This window comes from Methylocaldum sp. GT1TLB (assembly GCF_051027445.1).
Lineage (GTDB): Bacteria > Pseudomonadota > Gammaproteobacteria > Methylococcales > Methylococcaceae > Methylocaldum.
This window is the reverse complement of record NZ_CP194898.1, coordinates 3,873,615-3,894,800: the sequence shown is the minus strand read 5'-3', so window position 1 is coordinate 3,894,800 and position 21,186 is coordinate 3,873,615. Positions and strand designations below refer to the sequence as shown.

General features: G+C 60.5%; 20 protein-coding genes. 9 read left to right on the top strand and 11 right to left on the bottom strand.

What is annotated here, in order from left to right; all coding sequences use genetic code 11:
- Window positions 1-4 precede the first annotated feature (4 nt).
- Complete coding sequence (locus tag ACR2R1_RS17130) at window positions 5-2,173, bottom strand: molybdopterin cofactor-binding domain-containing protein (RefSeq protein WP_434111094.1); 2,169 nt, start codon at window positions 2,171-2,173, stop codon at window positions 5-7.
- A 2-nt stretch (window positions 2,174-2,175) separates the two neighbouring features.
- Window positions 2,176-2,637 carry a (2Fe-2S)-binding protein gene (locus ACR2R1_RS17125; protein WP_347257982.1) on the bottom strand — a complete coding sequence of 154 codons (462 nt, stop codon included), beginning with the start codon at window positions 2,635-2,637 and terminating at the stop codon, window positions 2,176-2,178.
- 86 nt (window positions 2,638-2,723) lie between these two features.
- Between ACR2R1_RS17125 and ACR2R1_RS17120 the strand changes: the two genes are divergently transcribed.
- Window positions 2,724-3,344: a nucleotidyltransferase family protein gene (locus tag ACR2R1_RS17120; RefSeq protein ID WP_077728581.1), complete on the top strand. Its 621-nt coding sequence runs from the start codon at window positions 2,724-2,726 to the stop codon at window positions 3,342-3,344.
- A gap of 69 nt (window positions 3,345-3,413) precedes the next feature.
- Here the strand turns inward: ACR2R1_RS17120 and greB are convergent, their stop codons facing one another.
- The 4 genes from greB to smrA form a co-directional block, all read right to left on the bottom strand.
- Window positions 3,414-3,920, bottom strand: a complete 507-nt coding sequence (gene greB, locus ACR2R1_RS17115; protein ID WP_077728580.1) for a transcription elongation factor GreB — start codon at window positions 3,918-3,920, stop codon at window positions 3,414-3,416.
- Window positions 3,921-3,962: 42 nt separating this feature from the next.
- A complete protein-coding gene (locus ACR2R1_RS17110) occupies window positions 3,963-5,054 on the bottom strand; it encodes a phosphotransferase enzyme family protein (RefSeq protein WP_077728579.1) in 1,092 nt (363 codons plus the stop codon).
- Between the two features lie 176 nt (window positions 5,055-5,230).
- Entirely contained in the window at window positions 5,231-5,512 is a 282-nt protein-coding gene (locus ACR2R1_RS17105; protein WP_086134898.1) for a GIY-YIG nuclease family protein, read from the bottom strand.
- A gap of 328 nt (window positions 5,513-5,840) precedes the next feature.
- Complete coding sequence (gene smrA, locus ACR2R1_RS17100; RefSeq protein ID WP_156881105.1) at window positions 5,841-6,437, bottom strand: DNA endonuclease SmrA; 597 nt, start codon at window positions 6,435-6,437, stop codon at window positions 5,841-5,843.
- Window positions 6,438-6,675: 238 nt separating this feature from the next.
- On the opposite strand from smrA, the gene ACR2R1_RS17095 reads away from it, so the two are divergent.
- From ACR2R1_RS17095 to ACR2R1_RS17085, 3 genes are all read left to right on the top strand, one after another.
- Window positions 6,676-7,905, top strand: a complete 1,230-nt coding sequence (locus ACR2R1_RS17095) for a CapA family protein (RefSeq protein ID WP_434111090.1) — start codon at window positions 6,676-6,678, stop codon at window positions 7,903-7,905.
- A 240-nt stretch (window positions 7,906-8,145) separates the two neighbouring features.
- Window positions 8,146-9,699 (top strand): MBOAT family O-acyltransferase, encoded by a 1,554-nt coding sequence (locus ACR2R1_RS17090; RefSeq protein ID WP_133718354.1) that lies wholly within the window; start codon window positions 8,146-8,148, stop codon window positions 9,697-9,699.
- Between the two features lie 16 nt (window positions 9,700-9,715).
- Window positions 9,716-11,005 (top strand): hypothetical protein, encoded by a 1,290-nt coding sequence (locus ACR2R1_RS17085; RefSeq protein ID WP_434111088.1) that lies wholly within the window; start codon window positions 9,716-9,718, stop codon window positions 11,003-11,005.
- Between the two features lie 106 nt (window positions 11,006-11,111).
- On the opposite strand, the gene ACR2R1_RS17080 is transcribed toward ACR2R1_RS17085, so the two are convergent.
- Window positions 11,112-12,146, bottom strand: a complete 1,035-nt coding sequence (locus ACR2R1_RS17080; protein ID WP_434111086.1) for an OmpA/MotB family protein — start codon at window positions 12,144-12,146, stop codon at window positions 11,112-11,114.
- A 15-nt stretch (window positions 12,147-12,161) separates the two neighbouring features.
- Entirely contained in the window at window positions 12,162-12,962 is an 801-nt protein-coding gene (locus tag ACR2R1_RS17075) for a motility protein A (RefSeq protein ID WP_434111084.1), read from the bottom strand.
- A gap of 260 nt (window positions 12,963-13,222) precedes the next feature.
- Between ACR2R1_RS17075 and ACR2R1_RS17070 the strand changes: the two genes are divergently transcribed.
- Window positions 13,223-13,468, top strand: coding sequence for a hypothetical protein (locus tag ACR2R1_RS17070; RefSeq protein ID WP_077728571.1), 246 nt, complete (start codon window positions 13,223-13,225; stop codon window positions 13,466-13,468).
- 8 nt (window positions 13,469-13,476) lie between these two features.
- On the opposite strand, the gene ACR2R1_RS17065 is transcribed toward ACR2R1_RS17070, so the two are convergent.
- The 3 genes from ACR2R1_RS17065 to ACR2R1_RS17055 all read right to left on the bottom strand — a co-directional run bounded on the left by ACR2R1_RS17065 (window position 13,477) and on the right by ACR2R1_RS17055 (window position 16,037).
- On the bottom strand, window positions 13,477-14,301 hold the full coding sequence (locus ACR2R1_RS17065) for an NYN domain-containing protein (RefSeq protein WP_077728570.1): 825 nt from the start codon (window positions 14,299-14,301) through the stop codon (window positions 13,477-13,479).
- Window positions 14,285-15,058 carry a tRNA pseudouridine(65) synthase TruC gene (gene truC / locus ACR2R1_RS17060; protein WP_434111082.1) on the bottom strand — a complete coding sequence of 258 codons (774 nt, stop codon included), beginning with the start codon at window positions 15,056-15,058 and terminating at the stop codon, window positions 14,285-14,287. Before truC ends, ACR2R1_RS17065 begins: the two co-directional genes overlap by 17 nt.
- A 64-nt stretch (window positions 15,059-15,122) precedes the next feature.
- Entirely contained in the window at window positions 15,123-16,037 is a 915-nt protein-coding gene (locus ACR2R1_RS17055; protein ID WP_086134903.1) for a D-hexose-6-phosphate mutarotase, read from the bottom strand.
- Between the two features lie 244 nt (window positions 16,038-16,281).
- On the opposite strand from ACR2R1_RS17055, the gene ACR2R1_RS17050 reads away from it, so the two are divergent.
- The 4 genes from ACR2R1_RS17050 to ACR2R1_RS17035 all read left to right on the top strand — a co-directional run bounded on the left by ACR2R1_RS17050 (window position 16,282) and on the right by ACR2R1_RS17035 (window position 20,885).
- Complete coding sequence (locus ACR2R1_RS17050; RefSeq protein ID WP_077728567.1) at window positions 16,282-16,713, top strand: YcgN family cysteine cluster protein; 432 nt, start codon at window positions 16,282-16,284, stop codon at window positions 16,711-16,713.
- A gap of 28 nt (window positions 16,714-16,741) precedes the next feature.
- Window positions 16,742-17,953, top strand: a complete 1,212-nt coding sequence (locus ACR2R1_RS17045; RefSeq protein WP_434111080.1) for a molybdopterin molybdotransferase MoeA — start codon at window positions 16,742-16,744, stop codon at window positions 17,951-17,953.
- Window positions 17,943-19,889: a molybdopterin biosynthesis protein gene (locus ACR2R1_RS17040; protein ID WP_434111078.1), complete on the top strand. Its 1,947-nt coding sequence runs from the start codon at window positions 17,943-17,945 to the stop codon at window positions 19,887-19,889. Before ACR2R1_RS17045 ends, ACR2R1_RS17040 begins: the two co-directional genes overlap by 11 nt.
- 84 nt (window positions 19,890-19,973) lie before the next feature.
- On the top strand, window positions 19,974-20,885 hold the full coding sequence (locus ACR2R1_RS17035) for a substrate-binding domain-containing protein (RefSeq protein ID WP_434111076.1): 912 nt from the start codon (window positions 19,974-19,976) through the stop codon (window positions 20,883-20,885).
- Window positions 20,886-21,186 lie beyond the last annotated feature (301 nt).

Sequence of the window (21,186 nt, the reverse complement as noted above, 5' to 3'; positions counted from 1 at the left end):
TCCCTTAAGCGGTTTTGAGATCGTGCCTGGACAAAGGCAGCGAGCGGACGCGTTTGCCCGTCGCGGCGAACAGCGCGTTGGCAACGGCCGGCGCCAGCGGCGGCACCCCGGGTTCGCCCACGCCGGACGGCGGCTCCCGGCCAGGTACGATGTGCACCTCGACCGCCGGCATCTCGTCGATCCGCAAGATCGGATAGTCGGTGAAATTGCTCTGCTCCACTTCGCCCTTGTTCAGAGTGATTTCCCCGTAGAGCGCCGCGGAAAGCGCCCAGACGATGCCGCTTTCCATTTGCGCCGCGATGGTGTCCGGGTTGACCACTTGGCCGCAATCGATGACACAGACGACCCGATGCACTCTGGGTTGTCCGTCCTCCACCGAAACCTCGGCGACTTGCGCCACATAGCTGCCGAACGAGGAATGCACGGCGATGCCGCGCCCGCGGCCTTTCGCGAGGGCCGAGCCCCAGCCGGCTTTCTTCGCCGCCAGTTCGAGGACGCCCCGATGCCGGGGATGTTTCGTCAGCAGTTCATACCGCAACCGGTACGGGTCCTTGCCGACGGCATGCGCGACTTCGTCGATGAAGCTTTCGACCACGAATGCGGTATGCGAATGACCCACCGAACGCCACCACAGCACCGGAATGTCGAGCTTGGGACTGTGCAGATCGACGCGGATGTTCGGAATCGCATAGGGCAGATCGGCCGCTCCTTCGACGGATGACACATCGACTCCGTCCCGCACCATTGCACCTTCGAACGGCGTCCCGATGGCGATGGATTGGCCGACGATGGTATGGGTCCAGGCGACCAGCCTGCCTTTCGCATCGAGGCCTGCGGTCAGCCGGTCGTGGAAGGCCGGGCGATAGTAGCCGCCCTTGATGTCGTCCTCGCGGGTCCAAACCACCTTGACCGGTTTCTTCACCGCCTTCGCGACGTGCACAGCCTCGCTGACGAAATCGGACTGCGGGTTTCCCCGCCGACCGAAACCGCCCCCGAGGAAAGTGGTGTGAAGCTCGACCTGTTCCGGCTTGAGCCCTGCGATGGTAGCCGCCCGGTTGCGGTCGGCTGTCTGGAACTGGGTGCCGGTCCAAATCTCGCAGCGGTCCTCGCGAAGATCCACCGTGCAGTTCAAGGGTTCCATGGGAGCGTGGGCCAGATAAGGCACTTCGTACTCGGCGCTGAACGGTTTGGCGATTTTGGCGAGAATGCCGGTTGCATCGCCTCTTTCCTTGGCCGGAAGCCCCGACATCCTGGCCAATCGGGCGAAATCCTCGCGAAGCTTCGCGGAAGAGAGATCGGTATTCACCCCGCGATCCCACACGATCTCCAAAGCATCGCGTCCCTTCTTGGCCGACCAGAAATCCTTAGCCACCACGGCGATACCGGACGGAACCTGAACCACGTCCACCACACCGGCAACGGCTTTGGACTTGGCGGCATCGAAGCTCTTCACTTTGGCGCCGAACACCGGCGGCCGCGCAATCAGGGCGGTCAACAGCCCCGGCAACTGCACGTCCATCCCGAATTGGGCCGTGCCGTTGGTCTTGGCCGGCGTATCGAGACGGCGGGTCGGCTTGCCGATCAGCTTGAACTGCTTGGGATCTTTAAGTTTAACTTGGGCCGGCATCGGCAGCTCGGCGGCCTTGGCGCTCAATGCACCGTAGGACAGGCGCCGCCGGGTCGGCGTATGGATGACATAGCCGTTCTCGGCACGACAGGAATCCGGCTTGACCTTCCAGGTATCGGCGGCGGCCTGAATCAAAAGCGTCCGCCCGGCCGCACCCACCTTGCGGAGCTGCTCCCAGGAGGTCGCGACGCTCGTGCTGCCGCCCGTAGCCTGTATGTTCCAGACGGTATGGTTGTAAACCGGCGCAACCGGAGCGGCTTCGACCCGGACCTTGCTCCAGTCGGCCTCCAGCTCGTCGGCCACCAGCATCGCGAGCGAAGTGTAAACGCCCTGCCCCATTTCGGACTTGTTGATCAGGATCGTGACGGTTTCATCCTCGCCGATGCGGATGAAGGCATTGGGCGGATAAGTTTTGGCCGGATCTTCCGCCGCCATGGCGAACTTCATGGTGCGCGGCAGATAAAAGGCAATGACCAGGCTGCCTCCGAGCGCTGCGGACGATTTGAGGAATTGCCGGCGTCCCGGATTGGCGGGTTCGATGCTCATGACTAAGCTCCTTTTGCCATATCCGCGGCCCGGCGTATCGCCTTGCGGATGCGTTGATAGGTTCCGCAGCGGCACAAGATGCCGGACATTGCGCTATCGATATCGGCATCGCCGGGATTGGAATTTTTCGCGAGCAGCGCCGCGGCCGCCATGATCTGGCCCGACTGGCAGTAGCCGCATTGCGGCACGTCCACTTCGATCCAGGCCTTCTGTACCGGATGATCGCCCTGTGCGGACAAGCCTTCGATGGTCGTCACCTGTTTGCCGCCCACGCTGGACACCGGAGTGATGCAGGCGCGGGCCTGTTCGCCGTCGACATGTACGGTACACGCGCCGCACACGGCCACACCGCAGCCGTACTTGGTGCCGGTGAGACCGAGATGATCCCGCAGAACCCAGAGCAAGGGGGTGTCTCCGGAAACGTCCACTTGATAACTTTTGCCGTTGACGTTCAGCGCGATCATGTATTCCCTCCTCTGGCTATAATGGAAACCGCACCGGACATGCGGTTTAAGAAGTCTATTCGGCAAAATGCCCGAGGCGCCCAACGATGTCAACCAACCCGAACCAGCCGGAAATCGGCCTGGTGCTGCTTGCCGCAGGAGGCTCCCGGCGTCTCGGCAAGCCCAAACAGCTGCTGCACCATCGCGGAGAAAGCCTCCTGCGCCGGGCGGCGAAGTCGGCCCTGGCCTCACGATGCTCGAAAATCGCAGTCATTCTTGGCGCCGACGCCGAGGCATGCGCCCACGAACTCGAAGAGCTTCAGCTGCTGACCGTTATCAATCCGGAATGGGAAGAAGGCATCGGCAGCTCGATCCGGATGGGAGTGACGGCGCTCAACAGCGCGGCGCCGGAGCTGGACGCGGTGCTTCTGGCTTTGTGCGATCAGGCTTTGATCGATTACCGCCATTTGAACGGCCTGGTCGAGGCTTTCTGCACATCCCGCCCGACTGTGGTCGCCTCCCGGTATGGCGATGCCTTCGGCGCACCGGCGGTGTTTCACCGTTCGCTTTTCGGCGATTTGGCTGGTCTTGCGGGCGATGAAGGCGCAAAGAAAATCATCGTGCGGCATCTTCGATCCACCCTATTCGTCGACTTGCCGGAAGCCGGCATTGATGTCGATACGGTCGAGGATTACGCACGCCTGACAGGTTCGCCGAGAAGCGGCTGAACGTTGCGCGCGCCTTGAACAGCGGACGGCGGCGAGTTGGAACGCCGGCGCAATCGGGCCCGAACGACTTCAGGACCTCTCCGGCTTGTAACCGATGTCCACGATCACGCATCGCAGCGGTCCCGTGGGCGCATTGACGATCACTTCGTCGTCGATGGCTTTCTTGAGCAGGGCTCTAGCCATGGGCGAATCGACGCTGATCCAGCCTTTCTGCGGATCGAATTCGTCGGGACCCACGATACGATACGTGGATTCCTCGCCATCGGCGTTCTCGAGTGTGACCCAGGCACCGAAAAAGACGCGCTCCCGGTCCGAGGGCAATTGGGCGACGACTTTAAGCTCCGGCAGCCGTTTCTGCAGGTAGCGGATGCGCCGGTCGATCTCTCTTAGTTCTTTTTTCCGGTAGATGTATTCGGCATTCTCCGACCGGTCACCTTCGGCGGCAGCGGCCGAAAGATGCTTGGTCACATCGGCGCGGCGCTCCCAAAGCCCCTTGAGTTCGGCCCGAAGCTTCTCCGCGCCTTCCGCGGTGATGTAAGGTGAGGATTTGGAGGATGGAGGCCGCCAGCGCGCCATGTCGATATACAGTGACTCTTTTTGTTTTGGCGGAGAAGTATATCAAGGCCGCTCGTCGATCACGTTCCGGATGAATTTTTCCTGTGCCTCGACGCTTTCCGCCAAACGGAACTGGACCAGAGCCCGCTGCAAGTTCTGCCCCGGCTGCTCGACCTTGAAATAGCGGTCGCCTTCCAAGTGGTCGGTCAGGAAACGTAAACCGAGCTCCAAGGGAAGCAGCCGAATCGCGTCGTACAAATAGTAGCGCTCGATGTCCGTCAAAAAAGCCCCGGTTTCGGCGAAATAAGTCCGGAGAATGGCACGGCAGACGTCGAGATCGAACGTCACTTTCGCGGAATCGTCCGCCGCTTCGCCCGATCGATTGCAGCAGGAGCGGAGGCAATCCCCCAAGTCGTAATGAACGAGTCCCGGCTTCACCGTGTCGAGATCGATCAGACTGGCGGCGCGTCCGCTCTGCGCGTCGAACAGCACGTTATTGAGCTTGGGATCGCCGTGGATGACTCTGAGGGGTAGCTTGGCCTCTTCCAGAACGGCAAAAACAGAGCGGCGGGCGTTCACGAAATCCAGGGCGAAACGAAGCTCCGCATTTTCCGAGGCCCCTACGCCATTGGCGACGACTCGATCGAAACGGGCGAGGTACCGGGGTGCGATGTGAAATCCAGGCAAGGTGTCGTGCAGCAAACAGGCATCGAGATCGCTGGTCAAGGCATGGAACCGACCCAGGGCATAACCCACATTTTCCGCCTGGGCGGAATCCTGCAAGGTGTTTTGGCTCCGTGTATCCGGAATGAAGCTGAGGGCGCGCCAAAAGTCGCCCTCATCGTCGACCCAGAAGCTTAAGCCGGCGCGGGTGGGCCGAATTTCGGGAAATCTCAGATCGCGGACGGCGTCGGTGCCGGCTTGACGTTCCGTAATATGGCTCAACAGAACCCGCAGGTTCTCCATGATCAACCGGGGCTCCGGGAAAACCCGACGGTTGATGCGTTGAAGAACGAATCGCCCCCCGCCAGGCGGTTCGGCGACAACCAGAAAAGTATCGTTGATCAGCCCTTCGCCCAAAGGCTCGACGCTCAGATGGCCGTCTTCGTCCACGAAATGGCGAGCAATGCGGTTTCCGATTTCGCTCAAGTCCATGATCGTTCGAACTTCTCCAAATGGCAAACGGTCCATTCCGCGGGCGCCTATGCTCTGCTCTGATCGTTATACACAAATACTCGCGAGACTCGAATCACGCCCTCAGACTCGTCATTCCGGCAGGGATGCCGGAATCTAGGGCCAGGGATGGTAGTTGGCCAGTCACCAAAAACTTCTCACGAACTGGCAGTCAAATTCGTCCACAAATCCCGCCACTCCGGATTACTCTGCTCGATTAAGCCCAGCTTTGCAACGCGGGGCCATCTCTTGATTTGCTTTTCCCGCAAGATGGCGCTTTCCATCTGCTCGTGGAGTTCGTACCAAACCAGATGGTGAACCTCGTATCGCTTCGTAAATCCCTCGATAAATCCATTCCGATGTTGGAAAACCCGTTTGATCAAATCCGAGGTCACTCCAACATAGAGTGTCCCGTTCCGCCGACTGGCGAGAATGTACACACAAGGTTGTTTATCGAGAGAGGTTCACGAGTTCATCGATAAATTTGTGGAGATCGGGGAGCTACCCTCCTTGGCACTGGATTCCGGCATCCCTGCCGGAATGACGGATTCGGAGGCATTATTCGAATCACGCAGACACTTGCGTATAAAGCTGAGAGCTCCGCTTGGGCGCTATGCCCGAGAAGCTCCGGCTTCTCGCAGCCGCATGCGAATCGAGACGCAGGAGCGTCTCGAAATAGGTTCCCAAACGGGAGTTTGGGAACCAGCGTAAAGCGGGATGCGGAAGTAGTAGATCGGGAATCCCTTCTCGACGCATCTGCTGCGACGGTCAGGGTACGGGTTTGCCCGAGGACAACCCCAGGCGTTCGCGGGTTTTTTCCTTCTGTTTCTCGCTCTTGCGGAGCAGCAGATACACCGCGCCGGCGCCGCCGTGCCACTTCTGCGCGCTGTGAAAAGCCATAATCTCGGGAAACATCGGCAGCCAACGCGTCAGATAGCTCTTCAGCAAGGGCTTCTGCTCCTTGTTACCGCGTCCCTTGCCGTGGCTGATCAGAGCCGATCGCACGTCGTGGCGCACGCAGTCACGGATGAATCGATAGACTTCGTGGCGCGCCTGCTCCACCGTCAGACCGTGCAAGTCCAACATGGCTTCGATCATGTAGCCGCCCTGCTGCAGCTTGCGAAAGACGCCGTTTTGAATGCCGTCGCGTTTGAAACTGATGATGGCCTCGGGATGAACGAATTCGACGAACGCCGTCGGAAGCTGGTTTTCATCGAAGGCGGTACCGCGCTGGGCCGATTCGCGCCTGTAAAGCTGGCCGGGCGTGGGCGCCTCGCGATGGGTCAGAATGGCTCGGCCGGATTGATCGATGGGCCGCACATCGGCCATTTCTTGCTGAAATAATTTTAGGTCGTCGTCGGTCATATCTTTTACCTCGATCTAATGTCGAGTTCGTGCGACGGGTTTGACGATCGTTGTCATGATCGATGTTCGTTTCGATCCGAACTCGGTCCGCGCCGCCGGGTGAAATCCGCCGACGGGCAGCAGCCGTCGAAAGGCTTACGCTTAGAGCATAACAAACTTTACCGGTAGACACGGAAGATTCCCGATGCTATCGGCTGAAACCAAAGCCGGATTATGTCGACGGAAAACGGGATGATCTATGAACCGCAGTCGCCGAAAGTTTCTCTTACGCTACGGGATTGCCGGCCCGGGCCTGCTCGCCGCCCGCGAACCGTTTCGACAACTCTACGGGAAAGAGGTTTCTCCCATGGAACAGACTCCCCACAGAACCAAGCTTTTTTTGTGCGGCGACGTGATGACCGGACGGGGCATAGACCAGATCCTGCCGCAGCCCAGCGATCCCCAGCTCTACGAGCCCTATGTCAGGAACGCCAAGATTTACGTCAAGCTGGCGGAACGGCTCAATGGCCCCATCTCTCAACCCGCCGATTTCTCCTACGTTTGGGGCGATGCCCTCGCTGAACTCGAGCGTGCCGGACCGGATGTTCGCGTGATCAACCTCGAGACGGCGATCACTGCCAGCGACGAGTACTGGCCCGACAAAGGCATCAACTACCGGATGCATCCGGCCAACACCCCCTGCCTCACCGCTGCCCGGATCGATTGCTGCGTACTGGCCAACAATCATGTGCTCGACTGGGGCTATCAAGGGCTGGCCGACACTTTGGACACCTTGAAACAAGCCTCGCTGAAAACCGCGGGTGCCGGCCGAAACAGCCGGGAAGCGGAAGCCCCGGCGGTTCTGAATCTGGCCGGCAAGGGGCGTGTCCTGGTTTTCGGCTTCGGCTGCGATTCGAGCGGAATCCCGCCCGAATGGGGGGCGACGGACGACAAGCCCGGCGTGAATTGGCTGCCCGACCTGTCGTTGGGAACCGTGCAACGGCTTGCCGATCGAATAAGACGCATCAAACAGGAGCGGGACATCGTCGTGGCATCCATACACTGGGGCGGCAATTGGGGCTACGCGATTCCCGACGAGCAGCGACGTTTCGCGCATGCATTGATCGACGAAGCCGGCGTCGACGTGATCCACGGCCATTCGTCCCACCATCCCAAGGCCGTGGAGGTTTACCGGGACAAGCTCATCCTCTACGGCTGCGGCGATTTCATCAACGATTACGAGGGCATCGAAGGCTACGAATCCTTCCGGGGCGATTTGGCGCTGATGTATTTCCCGACCGTGAATCCCGCCGACGGAACACTGTCGGATCTCGAAATGGTCCCGCTGCACATGAGGCAGTTTCGCTTGAACCGACCTTCCGCGGATGACTTCCGCTGGATTCGGGACCGGCTCGACCGGGAAACCGACAAGTTCGGCGGAGCCGTGGAAACGCTCGATGAGCGGCGTTTGGTCCTGCGCTGGCGCTGATCGAGTAGTTTGAATCCGACTTGTCAATCTCATTGCCGCTAAGGTAACAGGCGTCGGTGCGGCGTCGCGCGCCGCACGAATCGAATCGCGGCAAAAACGTGGCCGACCGCGCGTCGTGGCTTCGCCTAAAATTGTTATGGCCGTTCGGATCGCCCGCTCTTTTCGGAACCTAGGATATTTATATATAGGCCATGTAAGATACGTCGCCGTAAGCGCGCATCGGAAAACAAATAGAAAAAAATGTTATTCAACTCGGTCGAATTCCTGTTTTTCTTTCTACCCGTCCTGCTGTTCGCTTTTTTCCGATTGGGGCGCCACAGTCGGCGACTCGCCGCCCTTTGGCTGACCGCCGGATCCCTGCTCTTCTATGGCTGGTGGAACCCGGCATATCTCGGCCTTCTGCTCGCCTCCATCGTTTTCAACTATCTGGTCGGCTACGCGATCGCACGCGGCAACGACATCGGCTCTATCCGCCGCAAGCGGTTTCTAACACTAGGGATAACGGTGGATCTCGCGTTGCTCGGGTACTACAAGTACGCGAATTTTTTCATCGATAGCGTCAATGCCGTCTTCGGCACTAGCCATGGCATTGCTGAAATCGTCCTACCTCTCGGCATTTCGTTTTTCACCTTCACCCAGATTGCCTTCCTCGTGGATGCCGCTCGAGGCGAAGCCAAGGAATTCGATTTCGTCCACTATAGTTTGTTCGTGACTTATTTCCCGCATCTGATCGCTGGTCCGGTATTGCATCATAAGGAAATGATGCCCCAGTTCGGCCAGGCATCGACGTATCGTTTCAGCCACGAGCACCTGACGGTCGGGCTGACGGTTTTTGCCATGGGCTTGTTCAAGAAAGTCGGCCTGGCCGATGGTGTCGCTCCCTATGTCTCGGCGGTATTCGACGCCGCCGAGAGAGGGGAGGTTCTCGGCCTCTTTCAAGCCTGGGGCGGTACGTTGGCGTACAGCTTACAGCTCTATTTCGATTTCTCGGGTTACTCCGATATGGCGATCGGGCTCTCATATATGATCGGCGTACGTCTGCCGATCAATTTCAATTCGCCCTATAAAGCGGTCAACATCGCCGACTTCTGGCGCCGCTGGCACATGACTCTGTCTCGGTTCCTGCGCGACTATCTCTACATTCCATTGGGCGGCAACAGAAAGGGACCGGTCCGCCGCTATGTCAATCTGATGACCACTATGTTACTGGGCGGACTTTGGCACGGCGCGGGCTGGACATTCGTCTTGTGGGGCGGTCTGCACGGCCTGTATCTGATTATTCATCAAGTTTGGCAGGCGCTCCGCGCTCGCTTGGGCCACGATCCCGCCCGCACCTCGATCGGCGGACGCATCCTGGGCGTGACCCTGACATTCCTGGCCGTTCTGTTGGGCTGGGTTTTCTTTCGTGCGCCGACTGTAGCCGGCGCGCTATCTATTCTGCACAGCATGGCCGGGTTGAACGGCGTCACTCTACCGGACGCCGTTGCGTTGCGCATTGGCCCGGTGGCGGCATGGCTCGGTGAATTGGGAATAGTGTTCACGCCCGGTGGAGGCCACGAGTTCCTCATGAATTTCGTTTGGCTCGCCGTACTCCTGCCAATCGTATTCCTGGCGCCCAATACCCAGCAGATCATGCAGCGTTTCAGGCCATTTTTGGACTATCACTCGAAGGCCGACGGTTCGCGCCTCGCTTGGTCGGCCGAATGGCGATGGGCGCTGGCGATGGCTTTTGTGCTGGCCTCCGGCTTATTGTCGCTGACCCGACCGAGCGAATTTCTTTATTTCCAGTTCTGAAAGTCTCGAACCGTTCATGAAGCGCTACCTCCAGTTTTGGCTGATCTTGACCGGGACGATGTTGTTGGCGGTGGCGGCATGCAACCTCGTGGCGGACCCCTATGGCTTGTTCCGATTGGTGGACGAACCTGGATTCAACCGCATTAAGCCCAGTGCAGGCGCTCATGGAACCATGGCCAAGGCTTACCAGGTCTTGCGTGTGCAGCCACGTGGCTTGATTCTCGGCAATTCGCGCGCGGAAGTCGGCTTCGATCCCGAATACGAGGCTTGGCCGGCGGACTCGCGTCCCGTATTCAATCTGGCTTTGCCGGGCACCGGTACCGAGACCACCATACGCTTTCTGCAACACGTTCTAGCCAATGACAATGCCGGCTCCAAAGTCGTACCCAAGGTAGTCGTTTGGGGTATCGACTTCATGGACTTTCTAATCGACGCCCGTACATCGCGCCGCATCGCCGTGACGAGCAAGGAAGGAAACCGCCTTCTGACCAACCTCGATGGCTCCCCGAATCCCACGCGAGCGCTACAGCAGGCACGTGATTATCTCGAGTCTACGCTTACGCTGGGCGCCTTCATCGACGCGATAGAGACGCTTGGCCACCAAGGAGATCCGTATGCGGTAGATTTGACTCCGCTGGGGTTCAACCCCATGCGCGACTACCTCAAGATTACAGCCGACGAGGGGTACTGGGCGGTATTCAGGCAACGAGATCTGGAGAACGTCAAGGCGTACCTGCGCCGCCCAAAAGACATTTTCGATGCCGACGGACATTCGTCACCTCGGCTGGACGATCTAAGACGGGTCCTTAGCCTGTGCCGACAACACGGCATCGCTCTACATCTGATCATTTACCCTTATCACTCTCATCTGATGGAAATCATCCGTATTACCGGGCATTGGCCGGCTTTCGAAGACTGGAAACGAGCGATTACGCATATCGTCGGGACGGAAGCAGGCAGGCGCGGCGAGCCGCCCGTTTTGCTTTGGGATTTCAGTGGGTTCGATGAACTGACCACGGAAGCCGTCCCCGGCAAGAATGACCGGCAAGCTAGGATGCACTGGTATTGGGAAGCAGGACACTTCAAACGGGAGCTGGGCAATCTGATTTTGGATCGCATATTCACGCTCGCGGACGCCGGCGATCAATTCGGCACATTACTCCGGCCGGAAAATGTGGAGGCGCAAATTGCCTTGCTACGGACACAGGAGGCGGAATACCGCAAAAGCCACCCACGGGATGTGGCGGAACTGGAGAGTATCGCCGAACAGATCAAATCCCGGCAACGAGACCTTAGAAATCATTAATGCTCCGGAAGTCCTCAGCCCTTCGTCGCGCCGGCAGCAAACCGGCGCTGGCGCGAGGCGGCTGCGGACCCGACGCCGTGCAAAACCAGGATTGAATCCGCCCCGCTCAGGTCCTCACGCCGCCTCCGCGCGGGAGGAACATCACGATGGAGACGCGCCGGTTTCTTGCCCTGCCCTCCGGCGTATCGTTGGCCTCACGCGGCTGGGTGTCGGCCAGGCCGACGGCGCGCAAGCGCTCGGGCGAAATGCCGTGTGCGATCAGATAGCGGGTGACGGTGCTGGCCCGAGCAGTCGACAGCTCCCAATTGGACCGGAACTTCGCCGTGCCGATGGGGCGGTCGTCGGTATGCCCCTCGACCTCGATCGTCCCGCCTTGAGCACCAAGCACGCTGGCCAGACGGTCCAGCACGCTCGCACCTTCGGGTTTAAGCTCGGCGCTGGCCGGGTCGAACAATATCGCGTCGTTAATCTCCAGGCGAACTTCCCCGCTGGCCGCCGAAATCTCGACCGAACCGCCGAGATCCGCGTCCGAGAACGCTTTGTCGAGGGATGCTGCCGCATTTAGCGCCATGTCGCCGGCTTCGGCTATCCAGCCTTTTTCGGGAACCGCCGCGACCGGCTTGCTGGAAGGTCCGGCCACGTTTGACGTTTCCTCGGCCTTTTGCGCCGGAGGAACTGCCTCGACAATCGCATCCTTATATTCGGGCTCGCGTCGGGATAACGCGGATACAGTCCTCGCCGCATCCGGATAAGCGGGGTAAACCTTGATCTCGGCTTCCGCTATAGGGTTCCTATCCTGGGCCGTCCGGACAGGCGGAGACGCTGGGGCCCGGTTCGTCGAAATGGTCTTCGATGCCTTGATGACCGCGGGAGAAACCGGAATCGAAGCCGCAACTTGTGTCGATTGCGTCGCTGTTTCGGGATGGGCGGTTTTCGCCTCCACCGTCAGCGCCTTTTGATAGGCGAACAGGAATACGAAAAACGAAAACAGCAAGGTCATCACGTCGAGATAGCTCAACAGCCAGCCGCCCTGCTCGGACGGCCGTTCGGCCCCCGCCGCTCGCCAAGGATCGGTGGTGGCGTCCCGCCGAGTCTCCGGACGCCGGAACTGGGTCATCGCCGATGCGTGATTCGATGACATTCGGACAACCCGCCGCTACGATTTGGCCACGCTGAGCGGGAGCGAATCGATCGGTTCGCTCGCCTCCGGGTGGTCGAAGAAGGCCTGCCAATAATCCCGGAACATCGCCGCATGACACCGGTCATGCAACATGAGCACCGATTCCATCTGCACGTATGCCCAAGCCAGGTTCTCGTTGGCGCGCCGTTCCAAGCGCGTTGCCAGGGGTTTCAACACCAGATTGGCCAATACCAGCCCGTACACCGTGGTCAGCATGGCGAAGCCCATGGACTCTCCGATCTGCTCCATGCGATTCGCGTCCAAACCGTACATCATCCCGATGAGGCCGAGCAGCGTTCCCAGCATGCCGAAGGCAGGCGCGAAAGCGCCCATGGTCCGGACGATCTGGATTTCGGCCTGATCGCGCTCTCGCTGCGCGCCGATTTTCCACTGGAGCATGCGCGTCAGGTCGGCCTGCGGCGTGCGATTGATCACCAGCTCCGCGCCGGTTCGAAGCAGAGATTCCTGAAGCCGCCGGGCCGACTGCTCGGCCGCGCGGACACTGCCGCGGCGATGCGCTTCCACGAGGTGCAAGAACACATCCAAGTCTTCGCTGTCCATCGACGCCTTATTTGTTAGCTTGCTCCGCAGCCGGCGCAACAAATCGGTCACGCCGCGAAACGAATGGGCAAGCACGGTGGCGGCGAACGTTCCGACGACTACCAGAAAAAGGCCCGAAAGATTGAAATACCGGCCCGACGGGTCGGCCCACAAGAGAAGAACGAACAGGCCGAACAACCCCGACCCGATCAATACTTTTACGATAACGGCTTTCATGACGCTTCCGCTCGATTTTGGTTGTATCGGAAGCGTTTATGCAGGTTCCGTTCCTATCGGATATTCATTTTTAAATCAATAACATGATGAAATTTTCCGCCATTTCGTCGGATTTTTGACGCGCCAAAGAGGCGGCGGCTTGCCGGAACCGGCAATAGTTGCCGGCGACTTGATGACAGGATCGATTTGCAGCCTTACTCGACATTCGTAGTGAACGAAGCGCCGCCCGTCAAAGTCGAATCGCGTAAGGTGGCCGAAAAATGGAAACAGACGAATCAACCGCTCAAATCATCCCGTTTCCCGACCCGAAACGGTGGCCGGCGATTGCCCGAATTTATATCGATTACCTGACGCTGGGCGATCCCCGCGCGGCGTTTTTCTATCTGGAATACCAGTTGACCGCGATGAGCCTGCGGGAAATTCCGACCGCGCTCAAAAGCGAAATCGAACGCGAGTACAAAAGACGCGGCTTTCGGGGCCCGGTGTATTTCGGCAAGCCGTGGTAAATTCCGGGCTAGTCCTCTCGGGCCAGGCCCTTGATGATGTAACCCCCTGATTTTTCATCGTATTCCAACTTTAACAGCTTCCGCTCCTGGGCTTCTTCCAGCAGTTTTCCGAAGGTGCGGAAACCGTGATAGCTTTCGTTGAAACCGGGTTTTCGCCGTTTCAGCGCCTGCTTGACCATGGACCCCCACACCTTTTCTTCTTCCCCGCGCTCTTCCAGAAGATCCTCGACCGTCTCGAGCACCCAATCGACCGCTTGTTGCTTCTTGTCTTCCTCGGCTTTCTTTTCGCCTTCCGGACCCGGCTGGCGCGCCGTCTTGGCGGGCGCGCGCCTGGCCTTGGGCCTCGGCTTCGCGGCCTCGCGCACCAAATCGTCGTAAAAGATGAATTCGTCGCAATTGGCGATCAGCAAATCGGAGGTGGATTTCTTCACCCCGACGCCGATCACGACCTTGTTGTTCTCCCGCAGCTTACTGACCAGGGGTGAAAAATCGGAGTCGCCGCTGATGATCACGAAGGTGTCGACGTGCGACTTGGTGTAGCACAGGTCTAGCGCATCGACGACCATGCGGATGTCGGCGGAATTCTTGCCCGATTGGCGCACGTGCGGAATTTCGATCAGCTCGAAGGCCGCCTCGTGCATGCCGCCCTTGAATTCCTTGTAGCGGTCCCAGTCGCAATAGGCCTTCTTGACCACGATATTGCCCTTGAGAAGCAGCCGCTCCAGCACTTTCTGGACGTCGAAGGCAGCGTATTTGGCGTCGCGCACGCCGAGGGCTATGTTCTCGAAGTCGCAGAACAAGGCCATGATTTGAGTCTTAGGTGTGTGGGTCATAGATTGGTTTATGTAAATGGCCGGATTCGGGGACCTTGTTCAAAACGTCGGCCCAGCCGAGATTGTCCACGATGCGCCGAAAAGAATCATCCAGGGGCGCTTCCAAACGGAGCCTCTCGCCCGTATCGGGATGAGTGAATGCCAGACCGGTCGCGCACAGCAGCAATCGATGGCAGCCGAAATGACTCCTGAAAAAATTGTTGTGGCGCCCGTCGCCATGGCTGGTATCGCCTACAACCGGGTGAAAAATATGCTTCATGTGGCGCCGGATCTGATGCTTCCGCCCGGTTTTGGGTGAAATCCGCAACAGCGAGTAGCGGGCCGTCGGGTAACGGCCGACAGCGAAAGGGAGTTCCGCAATCCCTAGCCTGCGGTAGCACGTTACCGCCGGCTGAGCCGGTTTGTCCCGTTGCGCATTGGCGTCGGTGATCCGGTCTAGCTGTTCTTCCAGCGCATAATCGATAATGCCGGTTTCGTCCGCATAGCCGCGGACTACGGCGAGATAGGTCTTGTCGACGCCGCCGCCGGAGAATAATTCCGTCATCCGCCGGGCGGTATCCGCATCGAGCGCGAACACCAGTATGCCCGAGGTCGGCTTGTCCAGGCGATGGACCGGATACACCCGGCGGCCGAGCCGGTCGCGAACGATCTGCATGGCGTACCGGGTTTCGTGGCGATCGATCGCGCTCCGGTGGACGAGCAGGCCGGCGGGTTTGTTCACCGCCACGAGAGAGTCGTCTTGATAGAGGATTTCCATGCTTCGGCCGAGTCGCCTTAAAGGCCGCGGTTCACAAAGCGCGACACAAGGTCTGCCAAAGCGCTCAACGCAACGGCTCCGCCGTATAGCGCACCCGGAGACGGTGCGTCCCGCCCGGCTCGATCGTCACCACATCGTCCGCCGCGTTGGCGCTTTCCACGCACACCATGCGGAGATAACCGTCCTCGTCGAAATCGCCCAGCGCCTCGGCCCTCTCGGCCCAAGGATTCCACACCACCGTGGAGCGGCTGCCCCGGTTGGCGATGCGGATGCGGCGATTCAAGCCCGGATCCTCGATCACGCAATCAGCCGTGGATTCGAGATAAATCCGGTCGGTTTCCCCGGAAAAGGTCACGGGGCCCGACTGCTGTTTGCGTCGTCCCTCGTCCGTTTTGTCGATATAGGAACAGCCATCGAGGCCGTGTATCGAGATCCGACGAATGTCGCTGACCTGAAAATATGTGTGCAGAGCCTCGCCGATAGTGATCGGCGCAGGCCCGTCGTTATGCGTCACCAGTTCCATCTCCAGCGCCGTGCCTATGGTCATATAGAGTTCCAGCGGTGTCGAATGCGGCCATAGTGCGTAGGTCTCGTCGCTCCGGATGAGGCGAAAACCCAAGCGATTCGAACCGTCCTCCAGCGCCAGCACTTCGATCACTTCCCACGGCTGGGTGCGCGCGAAACCGTGAGCGGGAAAAGAGGATTCGCCGGGATGCGGCCCGAACCAAGGCCAACAGACCGGCACGCCGCCGCGGATCGATTCGCCCGGCCCGAACTTCGCCTTCGGCGACAGCCAAATGACCAGTTCCTCCTGATGCGGCGCCCAACTCATCAAATGAGCTCCCTGCAAGGCGATGCTCGCCATGGCGAGACCGTTGCTGATCTCCACCACACCCTGCCCGTTCGGACCTTCCTTGAAAACAACCTCGCCGGTGATGCCAAAGCGCTGGTCTAAGACGGAAATATCGTTCGGGTCCATAAATCCTCCTGTCAGGGTTGAGGTTGATTAAAGAGACTTAGCCATTAGACAAGTCGACGAGTTGGTGCGATGGGCGCCGGCTCACCGGGGGCAAACTTTATTGCAAAAGCGTGTCGCTGTTGCAACAGATGTCACATTTTTTCGCGAAGAATGGGGAGATGTAGGATGGGCAAAGGCCGACAAAAGGCTGTGCCTTTCAAGCTAAAATGAGCCTTCCGAATCAACCCACCCCATCGCCGACCCCATGAAAACACCCTTCTGGCGCGAAAAATCACTGGCCGAAATGAGCGAACAGGAATGGGAATCGCTGTGCGACGGATGCGGAAAATGCTGTCTGCACAAGATCGAGGACGAAGACACCGGCGAATTGTTCTTCACCAGCGTGGCGTGCCGGCTGCTCGACATCGGGGCTTGCCGCTGTACTCATTACCAAGAGCGCACGGTCTTGGTTCCGGAATGTCTGGACCTGCGCGCCGGCTTCACGCAATACCATTGGCTTCCGTCCACCTGCGCCTACCGGCTGCTGGCGGAAGGCAAAGACCTGCCCGCTTGGCATCACCTGGTTTGCGGCGACCGCGAAGCCGTGCACGATGCCGGGGTTTCCATACGCCGTTATGCAATACCGGAAGCCGAAGTAGAGTCCGTGGAAGATCACGTGATCGAATGGATGGATTGAAACCGGATTCCTCATCGGATCGTCACCCGTGAAAACGTTCACCCGCTACGAATCCGTCGACGAGGTGCTGCGCTGGCTGGACCGGCAGGTTTCCGCGTTGCCGCCGGAAACGGTCGCGGTGTCCGAAGCCTGCGGGCGCGTTCTCGCCGAAACGGTGCAGTCGCCCATCGATGTGCCCCCATTCGACCGCGCCGCCATAGACGGTTATGCCGTACGCGGATTCGAAACCATCGGTGCGGGCGCCTACAGCCCGGTGATGCTGAAATTGCACGATACAGCAGTCGCCCTACAACCCGGAACGGCAGCGAGAGTCGTGGCAGGCGCGCCACTGCCGGACGGCGCGGATACGATCGTTCCGTTCCCGCTCGCCGAGGAGGCCGGCGGTTTCGTGAATATCGCGGCGGCGGTTGCGCCGGGCGAACACATCGTCCGCCGAGGCAAGGACATCGCCTGCGGCAGCCCGCTGCTGCCCGAAGGCAGGCTTTTGCGCGCCCAGGATCTGGCCTTGTTGGCCGCCTGCGGATTGGATCGGATAATCGTCGTTCGACGACCCAGGATAAGGCTCGTGACCACCGGCGACGATTTGGCGGTTCCGGAACAGCCTCGCAGTGCTCATCAGCATTTCGAGGCCGGCTCGTCGATGTTGAAAGCGCTCGTGGCGCGGGACGGGGGCGAAGTCGCAGCTTGGATGCATGTAACCGACGATGCGATCGGGGAGGCGTTGCGCACGGATGAAATCGACGCGGTGCTGATCGCGGGAAGCAGCGGCGAAGGCTGGAACGACCGTGCCGCCGAAGCGCTGGAAACGGCCGGAGAGCTGGCCTGGCACGGCATCGCCCTGGAGCCGGGGCGCTCGACCGGCATCGGCCGGATCGGAAGCACCTTGGTGTTTCTTCTGCCGGGAGAACCGGTGGCCAGCTTCTGCGCCTATGATCTTTTCGCGGGCCGCGCCATACGGCGCATGGGCGGCCGAAGCACGGCCTGGCCTTATCCGGCACGGCGGGTCGTCTTGACCAAGAAAATCAGCTCGGAACTCGGCAGCACCGACTATTGCCGGGTACGGCTGACGCCGAACGGCGCCGAACCCGTCGCCGTGGGCGGCAATACCCGCCTCTCGGCCCTTGCCGCTGCCGACGGATTTCTGCTGGTGCCCGAAGACTGCGAAGGTTATCCGCCCGGCACCGAAGTGACCGTATACCTTTATGACTCCCTCGACTCGGAACCGAATCATGTCCTCTAACGACGACCTCAGGCGCGCGGCCCGCCAGGAGCAATTTCTGGACGTCATCGACCGCACGGAAGCGGCGGCGCGGTTTCATGCCCATCTCCGGCTGGAGCCGTCCGGCCGTGAAACCGTTCCGCTCGCCGATGCCTTGGGCCGGGTGCTGGCGCGCACCGTGAGCGCGCCCGTGGACGTGCCGGCCTTCGATCGCGCCAGCGTGGACGGCTTCGCGGTCCGGTCCGGGGATACTTACGGCGCGAGCGACGAAGTTCCGGCGGCGTTGTCCCTGAACCCGGAGGTGCTCGCGCCCGGCGTCGAACCGTCGATGGCCGTCACGGCCGGGACCGCCACCCCCATCGCGACAGGCGGCATGCTGCCGAGGGGCGCCGATGCGGTGGTGATGATCGAGCACACCGAATTGCTGGAAGATCGCCAGCCGCTCCGCATCGAAATCCGCAAACCCGCCCTGCCCGGCCAGTTCGTCGCTTTCGCCGGCACCGACGTCGCCAAAGGCGAAACCGTGATGCGCGCCGGGCAATGGCTCACGTCGCGGGAGCTCGGGGTGTTGGCCGCCATCGGTCTGGACCGGGTGGACGTTTATCTCCGCCCGCGCGTCGCAATCATCTCCACCGGCAACGAAATCGTTCCGCCCGGCGAGCCGCTGCGCCCCGGCAAGGTCTACGACTCCAACGGCACGATACTCGCGGCGGCCGTGCGCGAACTCGGCGGCGAACCGGTGAGCCTCGGCGTGGTGCCGGATGACGAGTCGGCACTCGATAGCGCGTTGAGGCGGGGCTTGGAATGCGACATGGTGCTGCTCTCGGGCGGCACTTCGAAAGGCGCGGGCGACCTGTCCTACCGCGCCGTCAGCGCCTTGAAGAACCCCGGCATCGTGGCGCACGGGGTGGCGCTCAAACCCGGCAAGCCGATTTGCCTGGCCGTGACCGACGGCAAGCCTGTGGTGGTGCTGCCCGGCTTTCCCACCTCGGCGATCTTCAACTTCCACGAGTTCGTCGCTCCGGTATTGAGGCGCCTGGCGGGACTGCCCGCCGCGAGAACACGGTCGGTCGAAGCCACGCTGCCCATGCGGGTTACATCGGAGCGGGGACGCACCGAATACCTTTTGGTCAGCCTGATGCCGACCGACGACGGACTCGCGGCCTACCCAATGGGAAAAGGCTCCGGCGCGGTGACCGCTTTCAGCTTCGCGGACGGGTTCATCGCCATCGACCAGCGCACCGAACAGGTTCCGGCGGGCAGCGCAGTCTCGGTGCAACTGCTCGGCCAGGCGCTGGAACCCGCCGAACTGGTGTTCGTGGGCAGCCAGTGCGCGGGGCTGGATTATCTGTTGACGCTATTGCAGCAGCGGGCCTTAAGCGTCAAAGCCTTCTACGTCGGCAGCATGGGCGGCGCGGCGGCGGCCAAGCGGGGCGAATGCGACATCGCCGGGGTGCATCTCATGGACCCCGCGACCGGCGAATACAACCGCCACCTGCTGACGGCGGAACTCGAACTCGTCCCTGGCTACCGCCGCATGCAGGGCATCGTGTTCCGCAAGGACGACCCGCGGTTTGCCGGAAAACCGCTCGAAGCGGCGCTGGCCGCTGCGCGCGAGGATGCGAGCTGCCTCATGATCAACCGCAATGCCGGCAGCGGAACCCGCATCCTGATCGACCGCTTGCTCGAAGGCGGGCAGCCGCCCGGCTACCCCGTGCAACCCAAGTCGCACAACGCGGTGGCCGCCGCCGTGGCGCAAGGCCGCGCCGACTGGGGCGTCGCCATCGAAACGGTCGCCGCCCAATACGGTCTCGGGTTCATACCCGTTCAGGACGAACATTACGATTTTCTGGTGGCGAAAAGCCATTTGGAAAAACCCGGTGTTCGCCGTTTTCGGGAGTTTCTCGGGGATGATCGGGTGAGGCAGGCGCTAGTCGATATGGGCTTTCGTTTATAGCCATAGCCCTTGGGTTACAATCCCTTTGGTTTATGCAGGTACAGTCCTGAATTTCTTACTCCAAGAAACGATTGAGACCCAATCATGGTAAAGGACGAATCGGATACGCAGAACATGATGACGGTTCCGGAAGTCGCGCGTTATCTGCGTCTCAAAGAACGCAAGATTTACGATCTGCTTGCCCAGAAACGCATTCCCTGCACTCGGGTCACGGGCAAGTGGCTGTTCCCGAAGGAGCAGATCGACATCTGGCTCAAGCAGAACAGCGAGTTCCAGGTACAGCCGGGCGCGGAAGTCCGCCCGCTGCCGCAGGTGGTGGTCGGCAGTCACGATCCGCTGCTGGAATGGGCACTGGGAGAAACCGGCTACCCCTTGGCCATGCAGATGAACGGCAGCACCGAGGGTTTGGAACGGTTCACCGCCGACGAAGGGGTGCTGTGCGGCATTCACCTGCTCGACCCGGCAAGCGGCGAATACAACTTGCCGGCGGTCAAGGAACATCTGAAAGGCGCGGAAATCGTGGTTCTGCACTGGGCCTGGCGGGAGCAGGGACTGGTGCTCCCGGCCGGCAATCCGCTCGGCATCCGTGCCCTCTCCGATTTGGCCCGGACCCGCGCGCGGATCATCGAAAGACAGGAAGGCGCCGGCAGCCGTCTGCTCTTCCGGCATTTGCTCAAGCAGTCGGGGCTTTCGATCGAGAGTTTGAATCTCCTGCCCCAGCCGGCCCGCGGCCACGTCGACATCGGGCTTGCGGTCTGCAGCGGCCAGGCGGACGCCGGCATCGCGGTGCAGTCCGTGGCCCGGCAAATGAAACTGGAATTCCTGACTCTGGCGCGGGAACGCTTCGACCTCGTCATCCGCCGGCGCGATTATTTCGAGCCGCCGTTCCAAACCCTGCTGAAATTCACCCGCGCCCCGGAATTCGCGGAAAAGGCCCAAAGCCTGGGCGGCTACGATATCGGGGCGCTGGGCGAAGTGCTGTACAACAGCCCGTGAACTGGCGGCTATCGCCCTATCCTGCGTAGCATGTTGCTCGTTTCCCGAGTCGTTCTACGGCTTCGGTCATTCGACAAAAAATCTAGCGAATGTCGGGAAGGGATTCGCGGCCTACAGGGTGCACGGTCGTAGGTCGGCAATCCCTTGCCGACGAAGACGCTCGGTCGGACCGTAACGTCGGGAAAGGATTCCCGACCTACAGGGTGCTCAGTCGTAGGTCGGCAATCCTTTGCCGACGAATCCGTTGGCCGGACGGCGGCGCCGGGAAAGAATTTCCGAGCCGCGGGCCCACGATCCGGAA

What these genes read in the sequence shown, in the direction of transcription:
- ACR2R1_RS17130 (WP_434111094.1), bottom strand. Translation starts at nt 2,173, where the DNA reads ATGAGCATCGAACCCGCCAATCCGGGACGCCGGCAATTCCTCAAATCG.
- ACR2R1_RS17125 (WP_347257982.1), bottom strand. Translation starts at nt 2,637, where the DNA reads ATGATCGCGCTGAACGTCAACGGCAAAAGTTATCAAGTGGACGTTTCC.
- ACR2R1_RS17120 (WP_077728581.1), top strand. Translation starts at nt 2,724, where the DNA reads ATGTCAACCAACCCGAACCAGCCGGAAATCGGCCTGGTGCTGCTTGCC.
- greB (WP_077728580.1), bottom strand. Translation starts at nt 3,920, where the DNA reads ATGGCGCGCTGGCGGCCTCCATCCTCCAAATCCTCACCTTACATCACC.
- ACR2R1_RS17110 (WP_077728579.1), bottom strand. Translation starts at nt 5,054, where the DNA reads ATGGACTTGAGCGAAATCGGAAACCGCATTGCTCGCCATTTCGTGGAC.
- smrA (WP_156881105.1), bottom strand. Translation starts at nt 6,437, where the DNA reads ATGACCGACGACGACCTAAAATTATTTCAGCAAGAAATGGCCGATGTG.
- ACR2R1_RS17095 (WP_434111090.1), top strand. Translation starts at nt 6,676, where the DNA reads ATGAACCGCAGTCGCCGAAAGTTTCTCTTACGCTACGGGATTGCCGGC.
- ACR2R1_RS17090 (WP_133718354.1), top strand. Translation starts at nt 8,146, where the DNA reads ATGTTATTCAACTCGGTCGAATTCCTGTTTTTCTTTCTACCCGTCCTG.
- ACR2R1_RS17085 (WP_434111088.1), top strand. Translation starts at nt 9,716, where the DNA reads ATGAAGCGCTACCTCCAGTTTTGGCTGATCTTGACCGGGACGATGTTG.
- ACR2R1_RS17080 (WP_434111086.1), bottom strand. Translation starts at nt 12,146, where the DNA reads ATGTCATCGAATCACGCATCGGCGATGACCCAGTTCCGGCGTCCGGAG.
- ACR2R1_RS17075 (WP_434111084.1), bottom strand. Translation starts at nt 12,962, where the DNA reads ATGAAAGCCGTTATCGTAAAAGTATTGATCGGGTCGGGGTTGTTCGGC.
- ACR2R1_RS17070 (WP_077728571.1), top strand. Translation starts at nt 13,223, where the DNA reads ATGGAAACAGACGAATCAACCGCTCAAATCATCCCGTTTCCCGACCCG.
- ACR2R1_RS17065 (WP_077728570.1), bottom strand. Translation starts at nt 14,301, where the DNA reads ATGACCCACACACCTAAGACTCAAATCATGGCCTTGTTCTGCGACTTC.
- truC (WP_434111082.1), bottom strand. Translation starts at nt 15,058, where the DNA reads ATGGAAATCCTCTATCAAGACGACTCTCTCGTGGCGGTGAACAAACCC.
- ACR2R1_RS17055 (WP_086134903.1), bottom strand. Translation starts at nt 16,037, where the DNA reads ATGGACCCGAACGATATTTCCGTCTTAGACCAGCGCTTTGGCATCACC.
- ACR2R1_RS17050 (WP_077728567.1), top strand. Translation starts at nt 16,282, where the DNA reads ATGAAAACACCCTTCTGGCGCGAAAAATCACTGGCCGAAATGAGCGAA.
- ACR2R1_RS17040 (WP_434111078.1), top strand. Translation starts at nt 17,943, where the DNA reads ATGTCCTCTAACGACGACCTCAGGCGCGCGGCCCGCCAGGAGCAATTT.
- ACR2R1_RS17035 (WP_434111076.1), top strand. Translation starts at nt 19,974, where the DNA reads ATGGTAAAGGACGAATCGGATACGCAGAACATGATGACGGTTCCGGAA.